Genomic DNA, 19,296 nt, shown 5'->3' on the forward strand with positions numbered 1-19,296 from the left:
GTCTCAGGCCGCCATTGCCGCGTCGCTGACGAACATGTTGGTGCGCCGCTCGTGCGCGAAGGTGCTTGGCTGGCCGTGGCCGGGAAGGAAGGTCGTGTCGTCGCCGAGCGGCCACAGCTTGGTCACGATCGATTCGAGCAATTGCGGATGGTTGCCGCGCGGGAAATCGGTCCGGCCGATCGAGCCCGCGAACAGCACGTCGCCGACGATCGCCAGCTTCGACGCCACGTGATGGAAGATGACATGGCCCGGCGTGTGGCCCGGTGTCTCGTACACGTCGAGCACGAGATCGCCGACGCTGACGGTGTCGCCCTCGACCAGCCAGCGGTCGGGTTCGAAATTGATGCCGGCGATGCCGTATTGCGCGCCGCTCTCGGAGAGCGAGCAGGTGAGGAAGCGATCTTCCTCGTGCGGACCCTCGATCGGCACGCCGAGCTGGTCGGCGAGGGGCTTGGCCTCGCCGCAATGGTCGATATGGCCGTGCGTCAGGATGATTTTCTCGACCGTGACGCCGTGTTCCTGCGCCGCGGCGAGCAGCTTGGGGAGGTCGCCGCCGGGATCGACAAACGCGCCGCGCATCGTCGCGGTGCACCACAGCAGCGTGCAATTCTGCTGGAGCGGTGTGACGGGAATGATCGCGGCGCGGAGCGGCGGCAGGGGGGCTTGGGTGCTCATGCGTCCGAGATACGGCGGACCACCGCGAAAACCAAGGGTTGCCCCGGGCAGCAAAGCCGGGGCATCTGCGAAACGACATATGGTGACGCGTCTTTCCCCGCCTTTCGTCCTGCTCGACGATGCCCGTGACGGCGGCGCACCGGCGCGGCTCTATCGCGATCCGGTGCGGATCGTCGCGGCGTGGACTCTCGCGCAGATCGCGCCCGCGCTGGCCGAACTGCGCGCCGCCCGGCGCGACGGGCTCCATGCGGCGGGGTTCCTGTCGTACGAAGCGGGGGCGGCGTTCGAGCCAGCGCTCGCCGAGCCGGCGGAATCGGACATGCCGTTGCTGTGGTTCGGGCTGTTCACCGACTTTGCCGAGACCGCGCCCGGCGATGTTCCCGGCCTGTTGCCCGATCCCGCGGGTGCCTGGATCGGCGCGCCCGAATCGACGATCGACAAGCGCCATTACGACACGCAGTTCGCAGCGGTGCAGGCGCTGATCGCCGCCGGGGATCTGTATCAGGCCAATCTCACGCATCTCGGCCAGATTGCGGTGCTCGGGGATCCGCGCTCGGCCTATGCGCGGTTGCGCGAGAGTGCACGCGCGGGGTTCGGCGCGCTGATCGACACTGGCGCCATGGCGGTGCTCTCGCTTTCGCCCGAACTGTTCTTCGCGCTCGAGGGGGAGACGCTGACGTGTCGTCCGATGAAGGGGACGGCACTGCGCGGGGCGACCCCGGCCGAGGATGCCGCGGCTGCGCGCGCGCTCGCCGACGATCCCAAGCAGCGCGCCGAAAATCTGATGATCGTCGATCTGATGCGCAACGATCTTGCGCGGGTGGCACGCGCGGGTTCGGTCGCGGTGCCGCACCTGTTCGAGGTCGAGCGCTATCCGACCGTCCACCAGCTCGTCTCGACCGTCACCGCGCAGATCGCGCCCGAGACCGATGCGATCGACGTGCTCGCCGCGTTGTTCCCGTGCGGATCGATCACCGGCGCGCCGAAGATCGCGGCGATGCAGGCGATCGCCGAGATCGAGCAGGGGCCGCGCGGGCTTTATACCGGGGCGATCGGTCGCTTCGATGCTGACGGCGATGCGATGTTCAACGTCGCGATCCGCACGCTGACGCTGCCGCATGGCGCGAGCCACGCGCGCTACGGGGCAGGGGGCGGGATCGTTGCCGACTCGCGCGCCGCCGCCGAATGGGACGAGGCCAGGGCGAAGACCGCCTTCATGACGCGCGATCCGCGGCCGTTCGACCTGATCGAGACGATGGCGTTCGATCCCGAACACGGCATCTTGCGGCTCGACCGCCATCTCGAGCGGCTGACCGCGAGTGCGCGCGCGTTCGGTTTCGCGTTCGATCGGCACAGCGCGCGCAATGAATTGCAGGCGGCGACCTTCCGGCTGCGCGCGGGGCGCAAAGTCCGGCTGCTGCTCGCGCGCAGCGGCGCGGTGGCGATCGAGGTCGCGCCGCTGCCCGCGGTGCGCGATGCGCCGCTATCGGTCGCGGTGGTGCCGTTGCCCGTCACGCCAGCGGATATCCGCTTGCGCCACAAGACCAGCGATCGTGGCTTCTACGATGACGCGCGGCGCGCGGCTGGCTGCGACGAAGTCGTGTTCGTGCGTCCTGACGGGCGGCTGACCGAAGGGAGCTTCACGACGCTGTTCGTGCCGCGCGGCGACACGCTGGTGACGCCGCCGCTCGCCGACGGACTGCTGCCCGGCGTGCTGCGCGCCGATCTCATCGCGCAGGGCCAAGCGATCGAGGGGGACCTCACCGAGGCCGATCTGACGCAGGATTTTTTCGTCGGAAACGCCCTGCGCGGACTGATTCGTGCGCGGCGCGTGGTTGCGACAAACGCTTCGGCACGATAAGCGCTCGCGCGAACCCGCCGCACCGCGGCATTTCCGCAAGGTCCTTCACATGCAGCCATCCGCCGCGCTCGTCCGCATCAAGCCCTCGCCAACGCTTGCGATCACGACGCGCGTGCAGGAGCTGAAACGCGCCGGCGTCGATGTGATCGGTCTTGGTGCGGGCGAACCCGATTTCGACACGCCCGATTTCATCAAGGACGCCGCGATCCAGGCGATCCATGACGGCAAGACCAAATACACCAATGTCGATGGCACGCCCGAGCTGAAGGCCGCGATCGTCGCCAAATTCGCGCGCGACAACGGCCTGCACTATACGCCCGACCAGATCACGGTGAACGTCGGTGGCAAGCACACCTTGTTCAACGCGATGGTCGCGACGCTCGACGCGGGTGACGAAGTCGTCATCCCGGCACCCTATTGGGTGAGCTATCCCGACGTCGTGCTGTTCGCGGGCGGCACGCCGGTGTTCGTCGCGGCGGGCGCGTCGCAGGGCTACAAGCTGCTCCCCGAGCAGCTCGAGGCGGCGATCACCCCGCGCACCAAGTGGGTCATCCTCAACTCGCCGTCGAACCCGACCGGCGCCGCCTATACCGCCGCCGAGCTGAAGGCGCTGGGTGACGTGCTCGAGCGGCACCCGCACGTGTGGATCTTCGCCGACGATATGTACGAGCACATCCTGTACGACGGCTTCGAATTCGCGACGATCGCGCAGGTCTGCCCCTCGCTCTACGAGCGCACGCTGACCGCGAACGGCTGTTCGAAGGCCTATGCGATGACCGGCTGGCGGATCGGCTATGCCGGCGGTGCCTCGTGGCTGATCAAGGCGATGGCCAAGCTCCAGTCGCAATCGACCAGCAACCCCTGCTCGATCGCGCAGGCCGCGGCGACGGGCGCGCTCAACGGCGACCAGAGCTTCCTCAAGGATTGGGCGCGCGTGTTCCAGGGGCGGCGCGATCTGGTGGTGTCGATGCTCAACCAGGCCGACGGCATCACCTGCCCGCGGCCGCAGGGCGCGTTCTACGTCTACCCCGATCTGTCGGGCGTGATCGGCAAGTCGACGCCGGCGGGCAAGCTGATCGATACCGACGAAGCGTTCGTCGGCTATCTGCTCGACGATGCCAAGGTCGCGGCAGTGCAGGGCGCGGCGTTCGGCCTGTCGCCGGCGATGCGGATTTCGTACGCGACGTCGGATGCGTTGCTGACGCAAGCGTGCGAGCGGATCCAGACGGCGTGCGCTGCGCTGCGCTAACGGTCAGTTTCCGTTAACGCTGGGTTGCCAATAAGCCGCTTGCGAAACGATCCCGAGAAGCCGATTTGCTGCACCGCAGCGATTCGGCACGGGGCCGGGCGCGAAAGGTCAGAAGCAATGCGTAGCGTCTTGAAGTCCGATTTCCTGTGGAAGTTCGTCGGTGGGTTCGCGCTGGGTGCGCTGGCGCTCGTGACGCTGCATCCGATGGAACCGGCGCGCGCCGCGACGGCGAGCCACGTCGCCGCCGCACGCTAAACGACCTTCAGGCGTCGAGACTTTTCGACGCTTGCTCGAACATATCCTTCGACAGACCCGGCGTTTTGACGATCCGCGCCAGTTCCGCCCGCATCATGCCCCCGCGCGCTGCATCGTAGCGCTGCCAGCGTCCAAGCGGCGCGATCAGCTTGGCGGCAGTCTGCGGATTGATCCGGTCGAGTGCGATCAGCTGGTCCGCAAGCAAGCGATACCCCGACCCATCGACCGCATTGAACGCGCGCTGGTTCACCCCGAACGCCCCGATCAGCGCGCGCGCGCGATTGGGGTTGGTGAGCGTGAAAGCGCGATGCCGCAGCAATTCGGCGACCATCGCGCCGGTATCGTCACGCGGTGCCATCGCCTGCACCGAGAACCATTTGTCGAGCACCAGCGCATTGTCGCTGTAGCGATTGTAGAAGATGTCGAGCGCCGCAATGCGCTCGGCCGAGTCGCCGGCGACCAGCGTGGTCAGTGCGCTCTGCCGGTCGGTCATGTTGTCGGCGGCCTCGAACTGCGCGAAGGCGAGCGCGGCGGCATCGCTCGCCCCCGAAGCGGCGATGTAGCCGAGCGCGACCGATTTGAGCCGGCGTAGGCCCTTCGCTTCGGGGGAGTAGACATAGCCCGAACCCGTCGCCTGTGATTCGTCGTACGCGGCGCGCCAGTCAGCCTCGAGCGTCCGCCCGATCTCGCGCCGCAAGGCCTCGCGCGCGCGGAAGATCGCCTCCGGGTCGACGACCGCCATCTGGTCACCGATGAAGCTTTCCGACGGCAGCAGTACCGCCTCGGCGATGAAAGCCGGATCGAGCGTTGCATCGGCAAGCGTCCCCGCAACCGCGGTGACGACCGCAGCGGTGTCGGCGCGATTGTTGCCCGCAGCGGCGACCAGCGTATCGAGCATCAATTGCTGCAACGCCTCGTAGCGCGCGAACGGATCATCGTCATGCGCGCCGAGAAAGGCGAGGTCGGCAGCGGTGCGGTCGGTCTCGAGGATCGCGGGAGCGGAAAAGCCACGGTTGATCGACAGCACCGGGCGTTCGGTGATGCCTTCGAACACAATGCGCTCCTCGTCATCGGTCAGCAGGATCGTCTGTTCGGGCGCGACGGTCTGCGCGGTCTCGGCCCCGAACAGCTTGATGCGCAGCGGGAGGACGAGCGGCAGCTTGTGCTCCTGCCCCGGCGTGGGCGGCGTGCGCTGTGCGAGCACGAGTTCGGCGCGGCCCGAGCCTTCGGTGTGGTGCAACGACGCGGTGACGCGCGGCGTGCCTGCCTGGCCGTACCAGCGGCGGAATTGCGTCAAGTCGATGCCGCTCGCGTCCTCGAGGCTCGCGACGAAATCCTCGCAGGTCGCGGCGGTGCCATCGAAGCGGTCGAAATAGAGATCGGTCCCGGCGCGGAATTTCTCGCGGCCGAGGATCGTCGCAAGCATGCCGATGATCTCGGCGCCCTTGTTGTAGATCGTGGCGGTGTAGAAGTTCGAGATTTCCTGATATTCGTCGGGGCGGATCGGATGCGCGAGCGGGCCGGCATCCTCGGGGAATTGCGACGCGCGCAAGCCCCGCACGTCCTCGATCCGCTTGACCGCGGCCGAGCCCTGGTCGGCCGAGAACGCCTGGTCGCGATAGACCGTGAAGCCTTCCTTTAGCGACAGCTGGAACCAGTCGCGGCAGGTGACGCGGTTGCCCGACCAATTGTGGAAATATTCGTGCGCGACGACCGCGGCGATCGCGTCGTAATCGTAATCGGTCGCAGTGTCGGGATCGGCGAGGATGTAGCGCGAGTTGAAGACGTTGAGGCCTTTATTCTCCATCGCACCGAAGTTGAAATCGTCGACCGCGACGATGTTGAACACGTCGAGATCATATTCGCGGCCATAGACGCGCTCGTCCCATGCCATCGACGTCTTGAGCGCGTCGAGCGCATGATGCGTACGGTCGATATCCGCGGCGCGGACCCAGATGCCGAGCGCGACCTCACGCCCCGACATCGTGACGAAGCTGCCGCGATTGACCGCGAGATCGCCCGCGACGAGCGCGAAGAGGTAGCACGGCTTGGGGAAGGGGTCGCGCCACTCGGCCCAATGCCGTCCGCCTTCGAGGTCGCCCGACGCGATCGGATCGCCATTGGCGAGCAGCACCGGATAGCGCGCCTTGTCGGCGCTCATGCGGACGTGATAGCGGCTGAGCACGTCGGGCCGGTCGGGGAAATAGGTGATGCGGCGGAAGCCTTCGGCCTCGCACTGCGTGCACAGAATGCCGCCCGAGGCGTAGAGCCCCATCAGTTGCGTGTTGCGTTCGGGGGCGATCTCGACCTCGGTCTCGATGACATGCGCCGAGCCGCTCAGTGACAGGACCAGCGTCTCGCCGTCGAGCGTCCAGTGATTGACCGCGACGCCGTCGACCTTGACCGACAGCAGGGTCTGGCCGGCGCCATCGAGCCGCAGCGGACGCTGATGCAGATCGCCGCGCTGGACGTGCAGCGTCGCCTTGACGCGCGTTGCCGCGGCATCGAGCGCAAAGTCGAGCGCGATTTCGGGCACTTGCCAGTCGGGCGGCGTATATTCCGCACGGCGCGTGACATGGGGCTGGGCGAGGCTGGTCTGGAGATCGAGCATTGACCAAGATGTAGGGTGGCTGTTTGCCGCTCGCTACCGAAATCGCGCCGTTTGTGCGTGCGCGGCGCTGTGCTACCGCGCTCGTACAGATGATGAGGGCAGACATGAAGATCCGGTTCCTTGCGCTGGCGGCGATCGCGATGACGCCGGCGGCGAGCGCGCAGGACGCGCCGCTGCCCGACGATCAGGCCGCGATGAAGGCGCATGTGCTGTTCCTCGCTTCCGACGCGTTACGCGGGCGCGAGGCCGGGAGCCCCGAATACCGGATCGCCGCCGAATATGTCGCGGCGCAATTCTATGCCGCGGGGTTGAAGCCCGCAGGCGACGGCGGCAGCTATATCCAGAAGGTGCCGCTCGTCAGCTATCGCGCGGCGGACAAGGGCGACGTCGTGCTGACGCGGCCCGGTGCGGCGCCGCTCGGGCTGGTATTCGGCGAGGACTATATGCCAGGCGTGGTGGCGGGCGCGGCGCAGACCGCGCTCGATGCGCCGGTGGTGTTCGTCGGCTACGGGCTGGTCGCGCCCGATTACAAGCGCGACGATTATGCCGGCGTCGATGTGCGCGGCAAGATCGTCGCGTTTTTCGGCGGCGCGCCGCTCAGCTTCCAGAGCGAGGAGCGCGCGCATTTCTCGAGCCCCGCGACCAAGGCGGTGATCGCCGCGGCGCACGGCGCGGTCGGCGCGATCGTGCTCACGCGCGCGGCGCTGCCGCAGGGCGGCGCGAGCTTCGACCGGCCGCGCACGACCTGGGCGCGCGCCGATGGGACGGGCGATTCGCCCGGCGTGCCGATTCTCGCGACGCTGAGTGGGACGGGCGCGGCCAAATTGTTCGCGCAGTCCAAGACGCCGTGGTCCGCGATCACGGCGCGCGTTGCCGACAGCAATGCGACCTTTCGCGCGATGCCGCTCAACATCGGGGCGACGGTCGCGCTCAAGACGCGCTTCGAGCCTGCGATGAGCGGCAATGTCGCGGGGCTGATCCCCGGCAGCGACCCCAAGCTCGGCAAGGAAGTGGTCGTGCTGTCGGCGCATCTCGACCATCTCGGTGTCGGCACGCCCGATGCGAAGGGTGACGCCATCTACAACGGCGCCGAAGACAATGCCGTCGGCATCGCCGCGCTGATCGAGGAAGCGCGGCGCTTCAAGGCGTCGGGCAAGCTCCCGCGGCGCTCGATCCTGTTCCTCGCGGTCACCGCCGAGGAGAAGGGGCTGGTCGGTTCGGATTATTTCGCCAAGCACCCGACGCTCCCGATCCAGTCGATCGTCGCCGATGTGAACCTCGACATGCCGATCCTGTCCTACGCGTTCGAGGACATGACGGTGTTCGGCGCCGACCGCTCGACGCTCGGGCCGATCGTCGCGCAGGCGGTGGGGACGCTCGGCGTCACGATGTCGCCCGATCCCGATCCGGCGCAGGGGATCTTCGTGCGCTCGGACCATTATCGCTTCGTCCAGCAAGGCGTGCCCGCGGTCTTCCTGTGGCCGGGGCAGAAGGGGCCGGGCAAGGCGGCGACCGCCGATTTCTTCGCGCATCGCTATCACCAGCCGTCGGACGATCTGGCGCAACCGATCGACTGGCGGCAGGGGATTCGCTTCGTCGACGCCAATTACGCGATCGCCCGCGCGATCGCCGATGGCGATGCGCGGCCGCGCTGGAACAAGGGCGACTTCTTCGGGTTGCTCTATCATGGCTATGGCGCGAGATAATTTCGGTTCCCCGGCAAAGGCCGGGGCCCAGGCGGACGGACGGAATGGGCGAGCGCAACGGGCTTTGCAGCAGCCTGCGCTGCTGGGCCCCGGCCTGCGCCGGGGAACTGCTAAGGGCATGACATTCGTCTCCTGATCTTTGGGCTCGGCTACACCGCGCAAGTGCTGGCCGCGCGGGTGCGCGCGGCGGGCTGGCAAGTCGTCGGCACGACGCGCGATGGCCGCGGCGACACGCTCCGCTTCGAGGATAGCGCCGCGATCGCGCGCGAGATCGCGGTCGCGACGCATGTGCTCTCGTCGGTCCCGCCGTCGGGCGAGATCGATCCGGTACTTGTCAGCTACGGCGCAGCGCACGTGCGGAGCGGGGCGTGGCTCGGCTATCTCTCCTCGACCGGCGTTTACGGCGATGCGGCGGGCGCGTGGGTCGACGAAACCGCGCCGATCGGCACCGGCCGCCGCAGCGCACGCGCCGAGGCGGATCGCGACTGGCTGGCGCTCGGTGCGCGCGTATTCCGCTTGCCGGGGATCTACGGCCCCGGCCGCTCGCCGCTAGACCGCGTCGCGAGCGGCGCTGCGCACCGCGTCGAATCGCCCGGCCAGGTGTTCAGCCGCGCCCATGTCGACGATATCGTGTCGGGCGTGATTGCGGGGTTCGATGCTCCGGCGGGAGCGTACAACCTCGCCGATGATGTGCCGGCGAGCCAGAACGACGTCATCGCCTTTGCCGCCGCCCTGCTCGGGCGCGATCCCCCCCCGTTCGTGCCGCTCGACTCGCTCTCGCCGATGGCGCGCGGTTTCTATGCCGAGAATCGCCGCATCGCCAACGCCAAAGCAAAGCGCGTGCTCGGCTGGCGCCCGGCGTATCGCGACTATCGCGCGGGCCTGCGCGCCCTCAAAGCGATGACCAGCCCGCCGATCACCAGCGCGGCACCGGCGCCCGCCAGCAGCGACCAGCGATAGCCCTCGAATAGCGTCGACAGGCACATCGCGATGACGGGAACGAGCACGCCTGAATAGGCCGCCTTGGCCGGGCCGATCACGCGTAGCACGCCGAAATAGAGCGGGAAGGCGATCGCCGAGGCGAACACGCCGAGATACAGCGTCGCGGCAAGATAGGCGAAGGTGAGCTCGATCACCGGCGGACCCGTCGTCACCCACGCAAACGCCCCGTCGAACGTGGCGCCAAGCAGCATCGCGACCCCGAGCATCGGGATCATCGGATAGGCGCGCGCGGTCTGCGTGCCCTGCATCACGTTCGCCGAGGAGGCCGAGAAGATCGCCAGCAGCGTGAAGCCAATCCCGGTCAGCGCCTCGATCGGCCCGTGCGGATCGATCCGGATCTCGCGCACGAACAGCAGCGTGACCCCCGCCATCGCCACCGCCATGCCGATAATCAGCTGCCGCCCGAGCTGCTGCCCCAGGAAGATCCGCCCGAACACCGCATTGGGCAGCAGCATCAGCGCAAACACCACCGCGACCAGCCCCGACGTAATGTGCATTTCCGCGCGATAAACGAAGTTGAAGTTGAGGCAGAATTGCGCGAGCCCGAGCACCGCCGCGAAGCACAGCCCACGCGCATCGAGCCGCAGCGATTCACGCCGGATCAGCGCATAGCTGCACATCACCACGCCAGCGACGAGGAAGCGATACGTCACCGACCAGCTCGCCGGCACCACGCCGAGCTGCCCGCGAATGACGAGCCAGGTCGAGCCCCAGATCAGCGTGACGATCCCGAACGGAATCAGGATCGCGAGCTTGCTCGAACTGGGCGCTGCCCCAGCGCTCAAAGCGCGGCGATCGCGTCGGCGAGCGGCCGGATGTCGGCGGGATCCTGGTTCCACGAGATGACGAGCCGCGCTTCGCCCGGGCCCCAATCGTAGAAATCGAAGCCGAGCGCGCGCAGGCTCGCAGCTTCGGCGGCCGAGACGCGGATGAACACCTCGTTCGCCTCGACCGGATGCACCAGCCGGTCGCCCGCCGCGGCGGCGAGCAACGCTGCCCCGGTGTTGGCGTTGCGTGCGAGATCGAGCCACAGATCGCCCTCGGTCATCGCGAGCAATTGCACCGCAAGGTAGCGCCCCTTGCACAGCAGCATTCCCGCGCGCTTGCGGCGGTAGAGCGTCGCATCGGCGAGCGCGGTATCGAAGAAGATCAGCGCTTCGGCGTTCATCCCGCCATTCTTGATGAAGCCGAAGCTCAGCGCGGTGACGCCCGCGCGCCACGTCACGTCGGCGGGCGCGCACTCAAGCGAGGCGACCGCATTGGCGAAGCGCGCGCCGTCCATGTGCAGCCCGAGCTTGCGCGCCTTGGCGAGATCGCCGATCGCAGCGACCTCGGCGGGCGAATAGACGCGGCCATATTCGGTCGCGTTGGTGATCGAGATCGCATGCGGCTGCGTCTGGTGGACGTCGTAGCGCGTCGCATCGAGCACCGCGCTGATCGTTTCCGGCGTCAGCTTCGCGCCTTCACCATCGGCGAGGAACAGCTTGGCGCCGTGCGTGTAGAATTCGGGCGCGCCGCATTCGTCATTCTGGATATGCGCGTCGCGGTGGCACACGATGCTGCCGTGCGGCGGGCACATCGCCGCGAGCGCGAGGCAGTTCGCCGCCGTGCCCGACGGCACCCACAGCGCGCGCACCTCGGTTTCGAACAGCTCGGAAAAGCGCGCGTCGAGCGCCTTGCTCCAGCGATCGCCATCATAAGCGGTGTCGAGCACGTTGGCGTCGGCCATCGCGGTGAAGATCGCCGGGTGGACCGGGGCGGCATTGTCGGAGAAGAAGCGCATGCTGCGGTCTTGCGGACGGGCGTGCGCGGCGTCAACTCGTCCGATCAGCGATCGTCCTGATAATCCCGATAGTCGCGTCCACCACGGTCAGACTCGCGCCCGAAATCGCGGGGCGGGGCGCGCTCTTCGGGGTCACTCCGCCGACGATCGCGCTCGTCGGGCCGGTTCGACTGGAAGTCGAGCTCGCCGTTGCGCAAGCGCACACGGCCGATCCCGGGGATTTCGCCCTCGACCGGCGGAATGTTCGACGGATCGAGGAAATTCTCGAGCGTCTCGCCAATGCCGTTGGCGGCGTCGGGGTCGACCATCTCGTCTTCGGCGGGCGCGGCGATTTGCGCGGCACCGACTCCCAGCGCCTGCTGCATGAAATCACGCCAGACGCGGGCCGGCACGCCGCCGCCCGACAGGCCGGCGTTGGGGGTATTGTCGTCGTTGCCGACCCACACGCCGACGACTAGCCCGTTGGCGAAGCCGACGAACAGCGCGTCGCGACTGTCCTGCGTCGTGCCGGTCTTGCCATAGGTCTTGACCGAGAGCGCGGCGGCGCGGCCGGTGCCGGTCTCGGCCGAGGCGGAGAGCAAATCGAGCATCTCATCATGCAGCGTGCCGTCGAGCGCGTGGCTGCGATCGGTCAGCGTCGCGAGCACGCCGCGCTCGGGCGGATCCTCGAGCCCGCGCGGGCGCACCGGATATTGCTCGGCGGCGACCGCGGCATAGGCCGCCGTCAGTTCGAGCAGCGACATGCTCGACGTGCCGAGCGCGATCGTCGCTTCGCTCGGGATCGGGGTCGAAACGCCGAGATCGCGCGCTGCCTGGATGACCTTGGCGACACCGACCTGCTGCGTGATCCGCGCCGCCGCGACGTTCGACGAGCGTGCGAACGCCTGGCGCAGCGTAATCGGGCCGAGATAGCGGCCATCGGCGTTCTTCGGCGACCAATTGGCGATCGTGATCGGTTTGTCGTCGATCACCGAATCGGGCGTCATCCCGCTGCGCATCGCGGCGAGATAGACGAACAGCTTGAACGCCGATCCCGGCTGGCGCTGCGCCTGCGTCGCGCGGTTGAACGGGCTTGCGGCATAGGAGCGCCCGCCGACCATCGCGACGACGCGTCCATCGGGGCGCATCGCGACGAGCGCGATCTGCGCCTGTTTGAGGCCAGCGCGCTTCACCGCGCGCTCGGCGGCGGCCTGGAGGCGGCGGTCGAGCGTCGTGCGGACGGTCGATTCGGTGGCGATCTCGCCGGCATGGTCGCGCGCGGCGGGAAGCACCCAGTCGGCGAAATAGGTGCCGTTGGGGAGCGGGGCCTTCGCTTCGGGAACGACGCGCGCGGGGCGGACGCCCGCGGCTTCGTCCTTGTCGAGCAGCTTGGCGTCGACCATCGCCGCGACGACGAGCCGCGCGCGATCGCGTGCGCCCTGCAGGTTGGTCGTCGGCGCGAGCTTGGAGGGCGCCTTGACCAGCCCGGCGAGCATCGCCGCCTGGCCGATCGACAGATTCTCTGGCTTCCTTGCGAAATAGTGTCGCGCGGCGGCGCGCAGGCCATAGACGTTGTCGCCGAAATAGACGTTCGACAGATAGCGCGAGAGAATCTGGTCCTTGGTCAGCCACGCCTCGAGCCAGAAAGCGATCATCACTTCGCGGATTTTCCGCGCGGCGGTGCGGTCCGAATCGAGGAACGCGTTCTTGGCGAGCTGCTGCGTGATCGTGCTGCCGCCCTGGTCGCGTCCCTTCGACGTCACATTGTGGAAGAAGGCGCGTGCGATGCCGCGCGGGTCGATCCCCCAATGCGAGCGGAAGCGCCGGTCCTCGATCGCGAGAAAGGCGTTGGTGACATTCTTGGGGAGCTTGGCCGCGTCGACCGGCGCGTCGATCACCGCACCGCGCCGCGCGAACGGCCGTCCGTCGTCGGACAGCAAGGTGATGCTTGGCGGCGTCGGCGGCTGGAGCGATTTCGACAAGGGCGCGGTCACCGCGAGCCAGCCGACCGCGAAGACGAACAGCACGATCAGCCCTGCAACGCCGCGCATGATCCAGCGCGTGACCGTGCGGCGCCGGGCGGTGGGAAGCCGTGCTGCGTAGCGCTCGTAATCGAACGGCGGCTGCGGTGGATAGCCGGGATCGGTACGCCGCTCGGGCGGCGGCATGCCGTGCGTCAGTTCGAGCGCATCATCGGCCTGGCGCGAGTCCGCGTCGCGATCGGAGGAGAAGAAACGCATGACTAGATCCCGCAACGACGAGTGTGTGTATTAGTCATGTAGAACAGGCGGGGCAAGCAGGGAGGCGACATTGCCAGGCCTGTAGCAGCCGACTGGCGGCCAAGCGAGCCGTTCCCCGCGCGGCGCACGGCGATCGCTTGCCGAATCCGGGCGGCGCAGCGTAGGGTCGCCGGCGACTTCCACCTTGAGGTGGGCCCCTGACAACGCTATCAGAATAGCGTCGGGCGGTCGCGCCCCTCTGCCGAAAGCCTTGTTCATGTCCGACGCTCTCTCTGCTTCGCCTGTCGCCGGCCAGCCCCTGGTGGTGGGGATCGGCGGGACGATCGGCGGCATCTCGTCGACCGAGCGTGCGCTCGCGATCGCGCTCGAGGCGGCCGGGCAGGAGGGCTTCCGCACGCGGCTGTTCGGCGGTGCCGAGATGGGGCGGCTGCCGCTCTATGACCCCAAGGCGACGTCGCGCACCGCGGAAGAGCGCGATTTCGTCGATACCATCCGCCAGGCCTCGGCGTTGATCATCGCCTCGCCGGGCTATCACGGCAGCATCTCGGGCGTCGTCAAGAATGCGCTCGATCTGCTCGAGGAAACCGCGCGCGATCCGCACCGGCCGTACCTCGCCGACATGCCGGTCGGGCTGATCGCGACGGCGTATGGCTGGCAGGCGACGGGGAGCACGATCGCGGCGCTGCGCTCGATCGTCCACGCGCTGCGCGGCTGGCCGACGCCGTTTGCCGCCGCGGTCAATTCGCAAGTCACCAAGTTCGATGACGAAGGCGGCGCGAACGACCAAGCGGTGCTCGACCAGCTGCGCATGGTCGGCCAGCAAGTCGCGCGCTTTGCCCCGCTGGCGATCCAGCATGGATGACGCGTTGCGCCAGCAGATCGGCCGACGCGGCGCGCTCGCGCTCGGTGCAGGCGCGCTGGCGAGCAGCCCGCTCTGGGCGCAGTCGCTCGTCGATCTCGGCTTTTCCGAGAACGATGGCCGACGCCCGCTGACCGATGCCTTTCCCGGCAAGACGGGGATGATCCTCCAGCGCACGCGCGGGCCGTTGCTCGAGACGCCGATGGCGGCGTTCGACGGCGCGCTGTCGGACGATCCGGCGACGCCCAACGACCGCTTCTTCGTCCGCTGGCACTATGCCGACATTCCGCTGTCGGTCGATGCCGCCGCTTTCCGGTTACGGATCAAGGGCGCGGTCAACCGCGCGCTGTCGCTGTCGCTCGATGCGATCCAGAGCATGCCCGCGGTCGAGATCGCCGCGGTCAACCAATGTTCGGGCAATTCGCGCGGGCTGTTCGGCCCGCGCGTGCCCGGTGCGCAATGGGGCAATGGCGCGATGGGGCATGCGGTATGGACCGGCGTGCGGCTTGCCGACCTGCTCGACCGCGCGGGCGCGAAGGGCAGTCATGTCAAATTCGCCGGGCTCGATCAGCCGCCGGGTGATGCGCCGTGGTTCGCCAAGACGCTGACGCTTGCCGAGGCGCGCAGCCGCGACGTGATCGTCGCATACGGCATGAACGGCGTGCAGCTCCCGCTGCTCAACGGCTTCCCGCTGCGGCTGATCGTTCCGGGCTATTATTCGACCTATTGGGTCAAAGCGCTCGATTCGATCGACCTGCTGCCCGGCCCCGACACGGGCTATTGGATGGAGAAGGCGTACCGCATCCCGACCGCGCCGCGCGCGAGCGTCGTCCCCGGCGCGAAGGATTTCCCGACTGCGCCGATCGGGCGGATGCTGCCGCGCGCGTTCTTCACCAAGGCCGATGCGCAAGCCGTGCGCGGGATCGCGATGGGCGGCGATGCCGGCGTCGCGAAGGTCGAATGGTCGATCGATGCCGGCAAAAGCTGGCATGCGGCACAGCTTGGACGCGATCACGGGCCGTACGGCTTCCGCCGCTGGGCCGCGGCCCTCCCGCGCGGCAGCCACACGGTCGCGGTGCGCGCGACCAATGTGCGCGGCGTCGCGCAAGTCGCCGACCCGATCTGGAATCCCGGCGGCTATATGCGCAATGTGATCGAAACCGCGAAGGTTACCGTATGAGCCGCGCGTTCCCCCTTGTTGCGCTGCTGCTCCTGCTCGGTGGCTGCCAGCGTTATGCCACGCCAGGCGAGACGCGCACGAGCGGCGGCGGCGCGCGCGCGATTGCGCTGAGCTCGCAAAGCATCACGCTGCCGACCGAAAGCGTCACCTTGCCTGCGAGCGCCGAGATCGTCAGCACCAATTGCACCGCGTGCCATTCGGCCGAACAGATCCTGACGCAACCTCGGCTCAAGCCCGAGCAATGGGCGACCGAAGTCGCCAAGATGCGCACCGCCTACAAGGCGTCGATCGCCGAGGCCGACGATCCCAAGCTCGTCGCGGCGCTGGTCGCGCTGCAGGATGGCACCGCGCGCTGAGCGCGGTTCAGCCGTAGGCGCGCCAGAAGAAGACGCCCGTCGTCACCGCGGTGACGAGCAGCGTCCACGCGCGCACCACGCCGGCGGGCAGCCGCTTGCCGAGATGCGCGCCGCCCCAGCCGCCGAGCATCCCGCCCGCCAGCATCGGCAGGCATGCGCTCCACGCGACCAGCCCGACCGCGATGAACACGATGGCGGCGGCGGCATTGGCGACCGCGAGCATCAGCGTGCGCGGCGCGAACAGCGCGCGCGGGGAGACGCCCGCAAGCAGGCCATAGATCGCGGTGGTCATCAGTCCGACGCCGCCGCCGAAATAGCCGCCGTACAGGCCAAGCAGGCCTTGCGCGACGATCAGCGTGCGCCGCCCGATCGCGACGCGACGCCGTAGCGCATCGGCGGCCGTCTTGCCGAAGGCGATCACCAGAAAGGCGAACAGCAACAGCCAGGGAATGACGAGATCGAACACATGGCTCGGCGTGAGCGCGAGCAGCGCGCTGCCCGCCAGGCCACCGACGAAGGTGATGGCGACGAGCGTGCGCAGGCCCACGCCGCCGATCGGGCCGAGCTCGGTGCGGAATGCCCAGGCACTCGTCGCCGCGCCGGGCAGCAGCGCGACGTTCGAAGTCGCGTTGGCGGTGTTGGCGGGCAGACCGAGCGCGATGAGCGCAGGCAAGGTCGCGAAGCTGCCGCCGCCCGCAAGCGCGTTCATCGCACCGCCGAGGATGCCGGCGCCAGCGGCCAGCGCTATGGTAGGCAGAGTCACCCGTACCTCGTCATGCCGGGCTTGTCCCGGCGTCCACCGCGCCGCACATCCTGCCCGCGCCGCTCTTGCTGCACGGTGCGCCCCGGGACAAGCCCGGGGTGACGGTGAGGGTCAGCCGAGTGCCGCGAGTTTCGCCTCGGCCTGACGATCGAGCTCCGCCCGGCTCATCTTCTCGCTCGCGGTCTTCAACTGGCCGCACGCCGCATCGATGTCGCGCCCGCGCGGGGTGCGCACCGGCGCGCTGATGCCTGCGTCGAACACGATGTTCGAGAAGGACTTGATCCGCTCAGGCGTCGAGCATTCGTACGGCGCGCCCGGCCATGGGTTGAACGGGATCAGGTTGACCTTCGCGGGCAAGTCGTAATGCTTGAGCAGCCGGACGAGCTCGCGCGCATCGGCGTCGCTGTCGTTCTTGTCCTTGAGCATGACGTATTCGAAGGTGATGCGCCGCGCATTGTTGGTGCCGGGATAGTCGGCGCACGCCTGGAGCAGTTCCTCGATGCCGTATTTCTTGTTGATCGGCACCAGCTCGTCGCGGACTTCCTTGGTTACCGCGTGGAGCGAGATGGCGAGGTTGACCGAAATCTCCTCGCCCGCGCGCGCCATCAAGGGCACGACGCCCGAGGTCGAGAGCGTGATGCGGCGGCGCGACAGGCCGAGCCCGTCGCCGTCCATCACGATCTTTAAGCCATCGCGGACATTGTCGAAATTGTAGAGCGGCTCGCCCATGCCCATCATCACGATGTTGGTGAGCATCCGCCCCTCGGGCTGGCTCGGCCATTCGCCGAGCGCGTCGCGCGCGAGCATCACCTGGCCGACGATCTCGCCCGCGGTCAGGTTGCGGACGAGCCGCATCGTGCCCGTATGGCAGAAGCGGCAGTTGAGCGTGCAGCCGACCTGGCTCGACACGCACAAGGTTCCGCGGTCGGCGTCGGGGATGAACACCATCTCGTAATCGTTGCCGTCGTCCGACCGCAGCAGCCATTTGCGCGTGCCGTCGTTCGACACCTGCGCCTCGACGACTTGCGGGCGCGAGATGACGAAGCGCTGCTCGAGCCACGGCTGCATCGTCTTGGCGATGTCGGTCATCAGCGCGAAGTCCCGCACGCCGCGATTGTAGATCCAGTGCCACAGCTGCTTCGCGCGTAGCTTCGCTTGCTTGGGGTCGAGCTGCGAGGTCTCGAGCGCGAGCCGCAGATCGGCCTTCGACAGGCCGAGCAAGTCGATACGGCCATCGGCGCGCGGCACGAAGGCGCGGGGCACGGGCACGGGGTCGATATGGCCGGGAATGGCCATGAGGGTGGTCGCGGAGTTGGGCATGCGCGGGCACATAGCGTGTTTCGGCGGGTTTTTCTACCGGGGTGCGTTTCGCCGATCAGCGTATGGACCAACACCCCCTCACCCTCGCGAAAGCGAGGGTCCCGCTTCGTCTTATGACTCCGACAAAGTAGCGGGATCCCCGCTTTTGCGGGGAAGACGGAGGAAGTAGGTCGGCCGCTAGCGCCCCACACACCCGAGCGACGCCGCGTCGATTGCGGTCGCCGCGCCACGCAAGGCATAGACATCGGCGAACGGTGCGCCGCTTTTGGCAAGCGTCTCGACGCTCATGCTGCGGCTTGAGCGAAGCGCGGCGATGATCGCGGCGTCGGTGCGCCGGTCGGGTGCCCAGGCGTCGGCATTGCCCGCGACGAGTTCGAAGCGCCGCTCGCCGATCGACAGTGTCACGCGCGATTGCGGATTGCGTTCGCGGCTCAGCCGGATGTGGAGCTGGTTGCGGATGCCGCGACCGGGCCAGCTCGCGATGCTCGCGAACGGGCGCCAGCGCGATGCGCCGCCCGCCTCGACCGGCTGCGCGATCGCATAGCAGCTGAGCGGCGCGGCATCGGTGAACGCGCCCCAGCGATCGAACACGCCGAGCGAATCGCGCGCCGCCGCGGGCGTCGCGACCATCAGCGCGAGCAGCGCCACGCGCTTCATGCCGGGGCGTGGCCCATGCCGCGATGCACCAGCGACTCGATGCCGTGCTCGATCGCGACGACCGATCCTTGCGGTAATCCCGGCGCCGCGGGCGCGCCATATCCGGGCAGATCGGCCATTCCGGTCATCACACCGCGCAAAACCCGGCTCGAAATTCCGTGCATGATGACGAGCCGGTCGCCGTGATCGCCCTCGGTATCGGTCAGCCATGCTGACACACGCGCCACAATCTCGGGATAGGTTTCGCCATCTTCTGCCGGGAACAGCAGCCCGTGCGCGCGGTCGACCACCGTGACGCCGGCATCGGCCAAGTCGGCATAATAGGCCCCGCCCCAGCTCCCCGTGCCGATCTCGACCAGCCGCGCGTCGGTCCGCGCAGCGTGCCAGTCGAGCTCGAGATGCTCGGCAATGATCGCCAGCGTCTGCAAGGCGCGCCCGGTTGGCGAAGACCATAACGTCAGTGCCGGTTTCGCTCCCAGATGCGCGCGCAGTGCCCGCCCCATCTCGTCGGCCTGGGCAAAGCCGGCGCGCGTCAGCGGGGTGTGTGGATGGTCGCCCTGCAGCCGCCCGGCGGCGTTGAACACCGTCTCGCCATGCCGCGCGATGAAATCCCTCCCCGTTCTTTTGGGGCCGCTTCGTGGCGGCTTGTGGGCGTTGGAATCCATGGCGTCGCTTTCAACCCCGTGTGGCGCAAAAGCAACGCTTTATCCCGTTGTCTGAGGTTCATGCAACGGGCTGCGCCGTCACCTATTTGAGCAGTCCCACCAGGGATCGGTGGATGTGTACCAATGGAGTTACCC

Annotated in this window: 17 protein-coding genes; 8 read left to right on the top strand and 9 right to left on the bottom strand. The window is 68.0% G+C overall.

The window, feature by feature from the left end; genetic code table 11:
- Window positions 1–3: 3 nt before the first annotated feature.
- Window positions 4–675 carry an MBL fold metallo-hydrolase gene (locus E2E30_RS15745; protein WP_133191336.1) on the bottom strand — a complete coding sequence of 224 codons (672 nt, stop codon included), beginning with the start codon at window positions 673–675 and terminating at the stop codon, window positions 4–6.
- Window positions 676–754: 79 nt separating this feature from the next.
- Here E2E30_RS15745 and pabB point away from each other — a divergent pair, with 79 nt between their 5' ends.
- From pabB to E2E30_RS20830, 3 genes are all read left to right on the top strand, one after another.
- The gene (gene pabB / locus E2E30_RS15750) at window positions 755–2,536 is read left to right on the top strand and encodes an aminodeoxychorismate synthase component I (RefSeq protein WP_133191337.1); all 1,782 of its coding nucleotides are present in this window, start codon (window positions 755–757) and stop codon (window positions 2,534–2,536) included.
- Window positions 2,537–2,585: 49 nt separating this feature from the next.
- Window positions 2,586–3,785 carry a pyridoxal phosphate-dependent aminotransferase gene (locus tag E2E30_RS15755; RefSeq protein WP_133191338.1) on the top strand — a complete coding sequence of 400 codons (1,200 nt, stop codon included), beginning with the start codon at window positions 2,586–2,588 and terminating at the stop codon, window positions 3,783–3,785.
- A gap of 117 nt (window positions 3,786–3,902) precedes the next feature.
- Window positions 3,903–4,040, top strand: a complete 138-nt coding sequence (locus tag E2E30_RS20830) for a hypothetical protein (RefSeq protein ID WP_165954547.1) — start codon at window positions 3,903–3,905, stop codon at window positions 4,038–4,040.
- A gap of 7 nt (window positions 4,041–4,047) precedes the next feature.
- On the opposite strand, the gene pepN is transcribed toward E2E30_RS20830, so the two are convergent.
- On the bottom strand, window positions 4,048–6,651 hold the full coding sequence (pepN, locus tag E2E30_RS15760; RefSeq protein ID WP_133191339.1) for an aminopeptidase N: 2,604 nt from the start codon (window positions 6,649–6,651) through the stop codon (window positions 4,048–4,050).
- 104 nt (window positions 6,652–6,755) lie between these two features.
- On the opposite strand from pepN, the gene E2E30_RS15765 reads away from it, so the two are divergent.
- Both E2E30_RS15765 and E2E30_RS15770 read left to right on the top strand, forming a co-directional pair.
- Window positions 6,756–8,357, top strand: a complete 1,602-nt coding sequence (locus E2E30_RS15765) for a M28 family metallopeptidase (RefSeq protein ID WP_133191340.1) — start codon at window positions 6,756–6,758, stop codon at window positions 8,355–8,357.
- 123 nt (window positions 8,358–8,480) lie between these two features.
- Entirely contained in the window at window positions 8,481–9,317 is an 837-nt protein-coding gene (locus E2E30_RS15770; protein ID WP_133191341.1) for an NAD(P)-dependent oxidoreductase, read from the top strand.
- Here E2E30_RS15770 and E2E30_RS15775 read toward each other — a convergent pair.
- Genes E2E30_RS15775 through E2E30_RS15785 form a run of 3 tightly spaced genes read right to left on the bottom strand, consistent with a single transcriptional unit; the run spans window position 9,227 to window position 13,361 of the window.
- Window positions 9,227–10,144, bottom strand: coding sequence for a DMT family transporter (locus E2E30_RS15775; protein ID WP_133191342.1), 918 nt, complete (start codon window positions 10,142–10,144; stop codon window positions 9,227–9,229). The two genes, E2E30_RS15770 and E2E30_RS15775, sit on opposite strands and share 91 nt — an antisense overlap.
- The gene (locus E2E30_RS15780; RefSeq protein ID WP_133191343.1) at window positions 10,141–11,142 is read right to left on the bottom strand and encodes a threonine aldolase family protein; all 1,002 of its coding nucleotides are present in this window, start codon (window positions 11,140–11,142) and stop codon (window positions 10,141–10,143) included. Before E2E30_RS15780 ends, E2E30_RS15775 begins: the two co-directional genes overlap by 4 nt.
- Window positions 11,143–11,186: 44 nt before the next feature.
- On the bottom strand, window positions 11,187–13,361 hold the full coding sequence (locus E2E30_RS15785) for a transglycosylase domain-containing protein (RefSeq protein WP_133191344.1): 2,175 nt from the start codon (window positions 13,359–13,361) through the stop codon (window positions 11,187–11,189).
- Window positions 13,362–13,617: 256 nt separating this feature from the next.
- Between E2E30_RS15785 and E2E30_RS15790 the strand changes: the two genes are divergently transcribed.
- The 3 genes from E2E30_RS15790 to E2E30_RS15800 are packed head-to-tail and all read left to right on the top strand — an operon-like array spanning window position 13,618 to window position 15,756.
- Window positions 13,618–14,223 carry an NADPH-dependent FMN reductase gene (locus tag E2E30_RS15790; RefSeq protein ID WP_133191345.1) on the top strand — a complete coding sequence of 202 codons (606 nt, stop codon included), beginning with the start codon at window positions 13,618–13,620 and terminating at the stop codon, window positions 14,221–14,223.
- Window positions 14,216–15,400, top strand: coding sequence for a molybdopterin-dependent oxidoreductase (locus tag E2E30_RS15795; RefSeq protein WP_133191346.1), 1,185 nt, complete (start codon window positions 14,216–14,218; stop codon window positions 15,398–15,400). Before E2E30_RS15790 ends, E2E30_RS15795 begins: the two co-directional genes overlap by 8 nt.
- Complete coding sequence (locus tag E2E30_RS15800) at window positions 15,397–15,756, top strand: cytochrome C nitrite reductase (RefSeq protein WP_133191347.1); 360 nt, start codon at window positions 15,397–15,399, stop codon at window positions 15,754–15,756. The genes E2E30_RS15795 and E2E30_RS15800 overlap by 4 nt, the downstream gene beginning before the upstream one ends.
- A gap of 7 nt (window positions 15,757–15,763) precedes the next feature.
- Here E2E30_RS15800 and E2E30_RS15805 read toward each other — a convergent pair whose 3' ends face one another.
- The 4 genes from E2E30_RS15805 to E2E30_RS15820 all read right to left on the bottom strand — a co-directional run bounded on the left by E2E30_RS15805 (window position 15,764) and on the right by E2E30_RS15820 (window position 19,161).
- Window positions 15,764–16,519 carry a sulfite exporter TauE/SafE family protein gene (locus tag E2E30_RS15805; RefSeq protein WP_133191348.1) on the bottom strand — a complete coding sequence of 252 codons (756 nt, stop codon included), beginning with the start codon at window positions 16,517–16,519 and terminating at the stop codon, window positions 15,764–15,766.
- A gap of 111 nt (window positions 16,520–16,630) precedes the next feature.
- Window positions 16,631–17,839, bottom strand: coding sequence for a 23S rRNA (adenine(2503)-C(2))-methyltransferase RlmN (rlmN, locus tag E2E30_RS15810; RefSeq protein ID WP_229839384.1), 1,209 nt, complete (start codon window positions 17,837–17,839; stop codon window positions 16,631–16,633).
- Window positions 17,840–18,016: 177 nt separating this feature from the next.
- Window positions 18,017–18,496, bottom strand: a complete 480-nt coding sequence (locus E2E30_RS15815; protein WP_133191350.1) for a hypothetical protein — start codon at window positions 18,494–18,496, stop codon at window positions 18,017–18,019.
- Window positions 18,493–19,161: a histidine phosphatase family protein gene (locus E2E30_RS15820; RefSeq protein WP_133191351.1), complete on the bottom strand. Its 669-nt coding sequence runs from the start codon at window positions 19,159–19,161 to the stop codon at window positions 18,493–18,495. The genes E2E30_RS15815 and E2E30_RS15820 overlap by 4 nt, the downstream gene beginning before the upstream one ends.
- Window positions 19,162–19,296: the final 135 nt, after the last annotated feature.

The organism is Sphingomonas sp. AAP5 (assembly GCF_004354345.1).
GTDB lineage: Bacteria > Pseudomonadota > Alphaproteobacteria > Sphingomonadales > Sphingomonadaceae > Sphingomonas > Sphingomonas glacialis.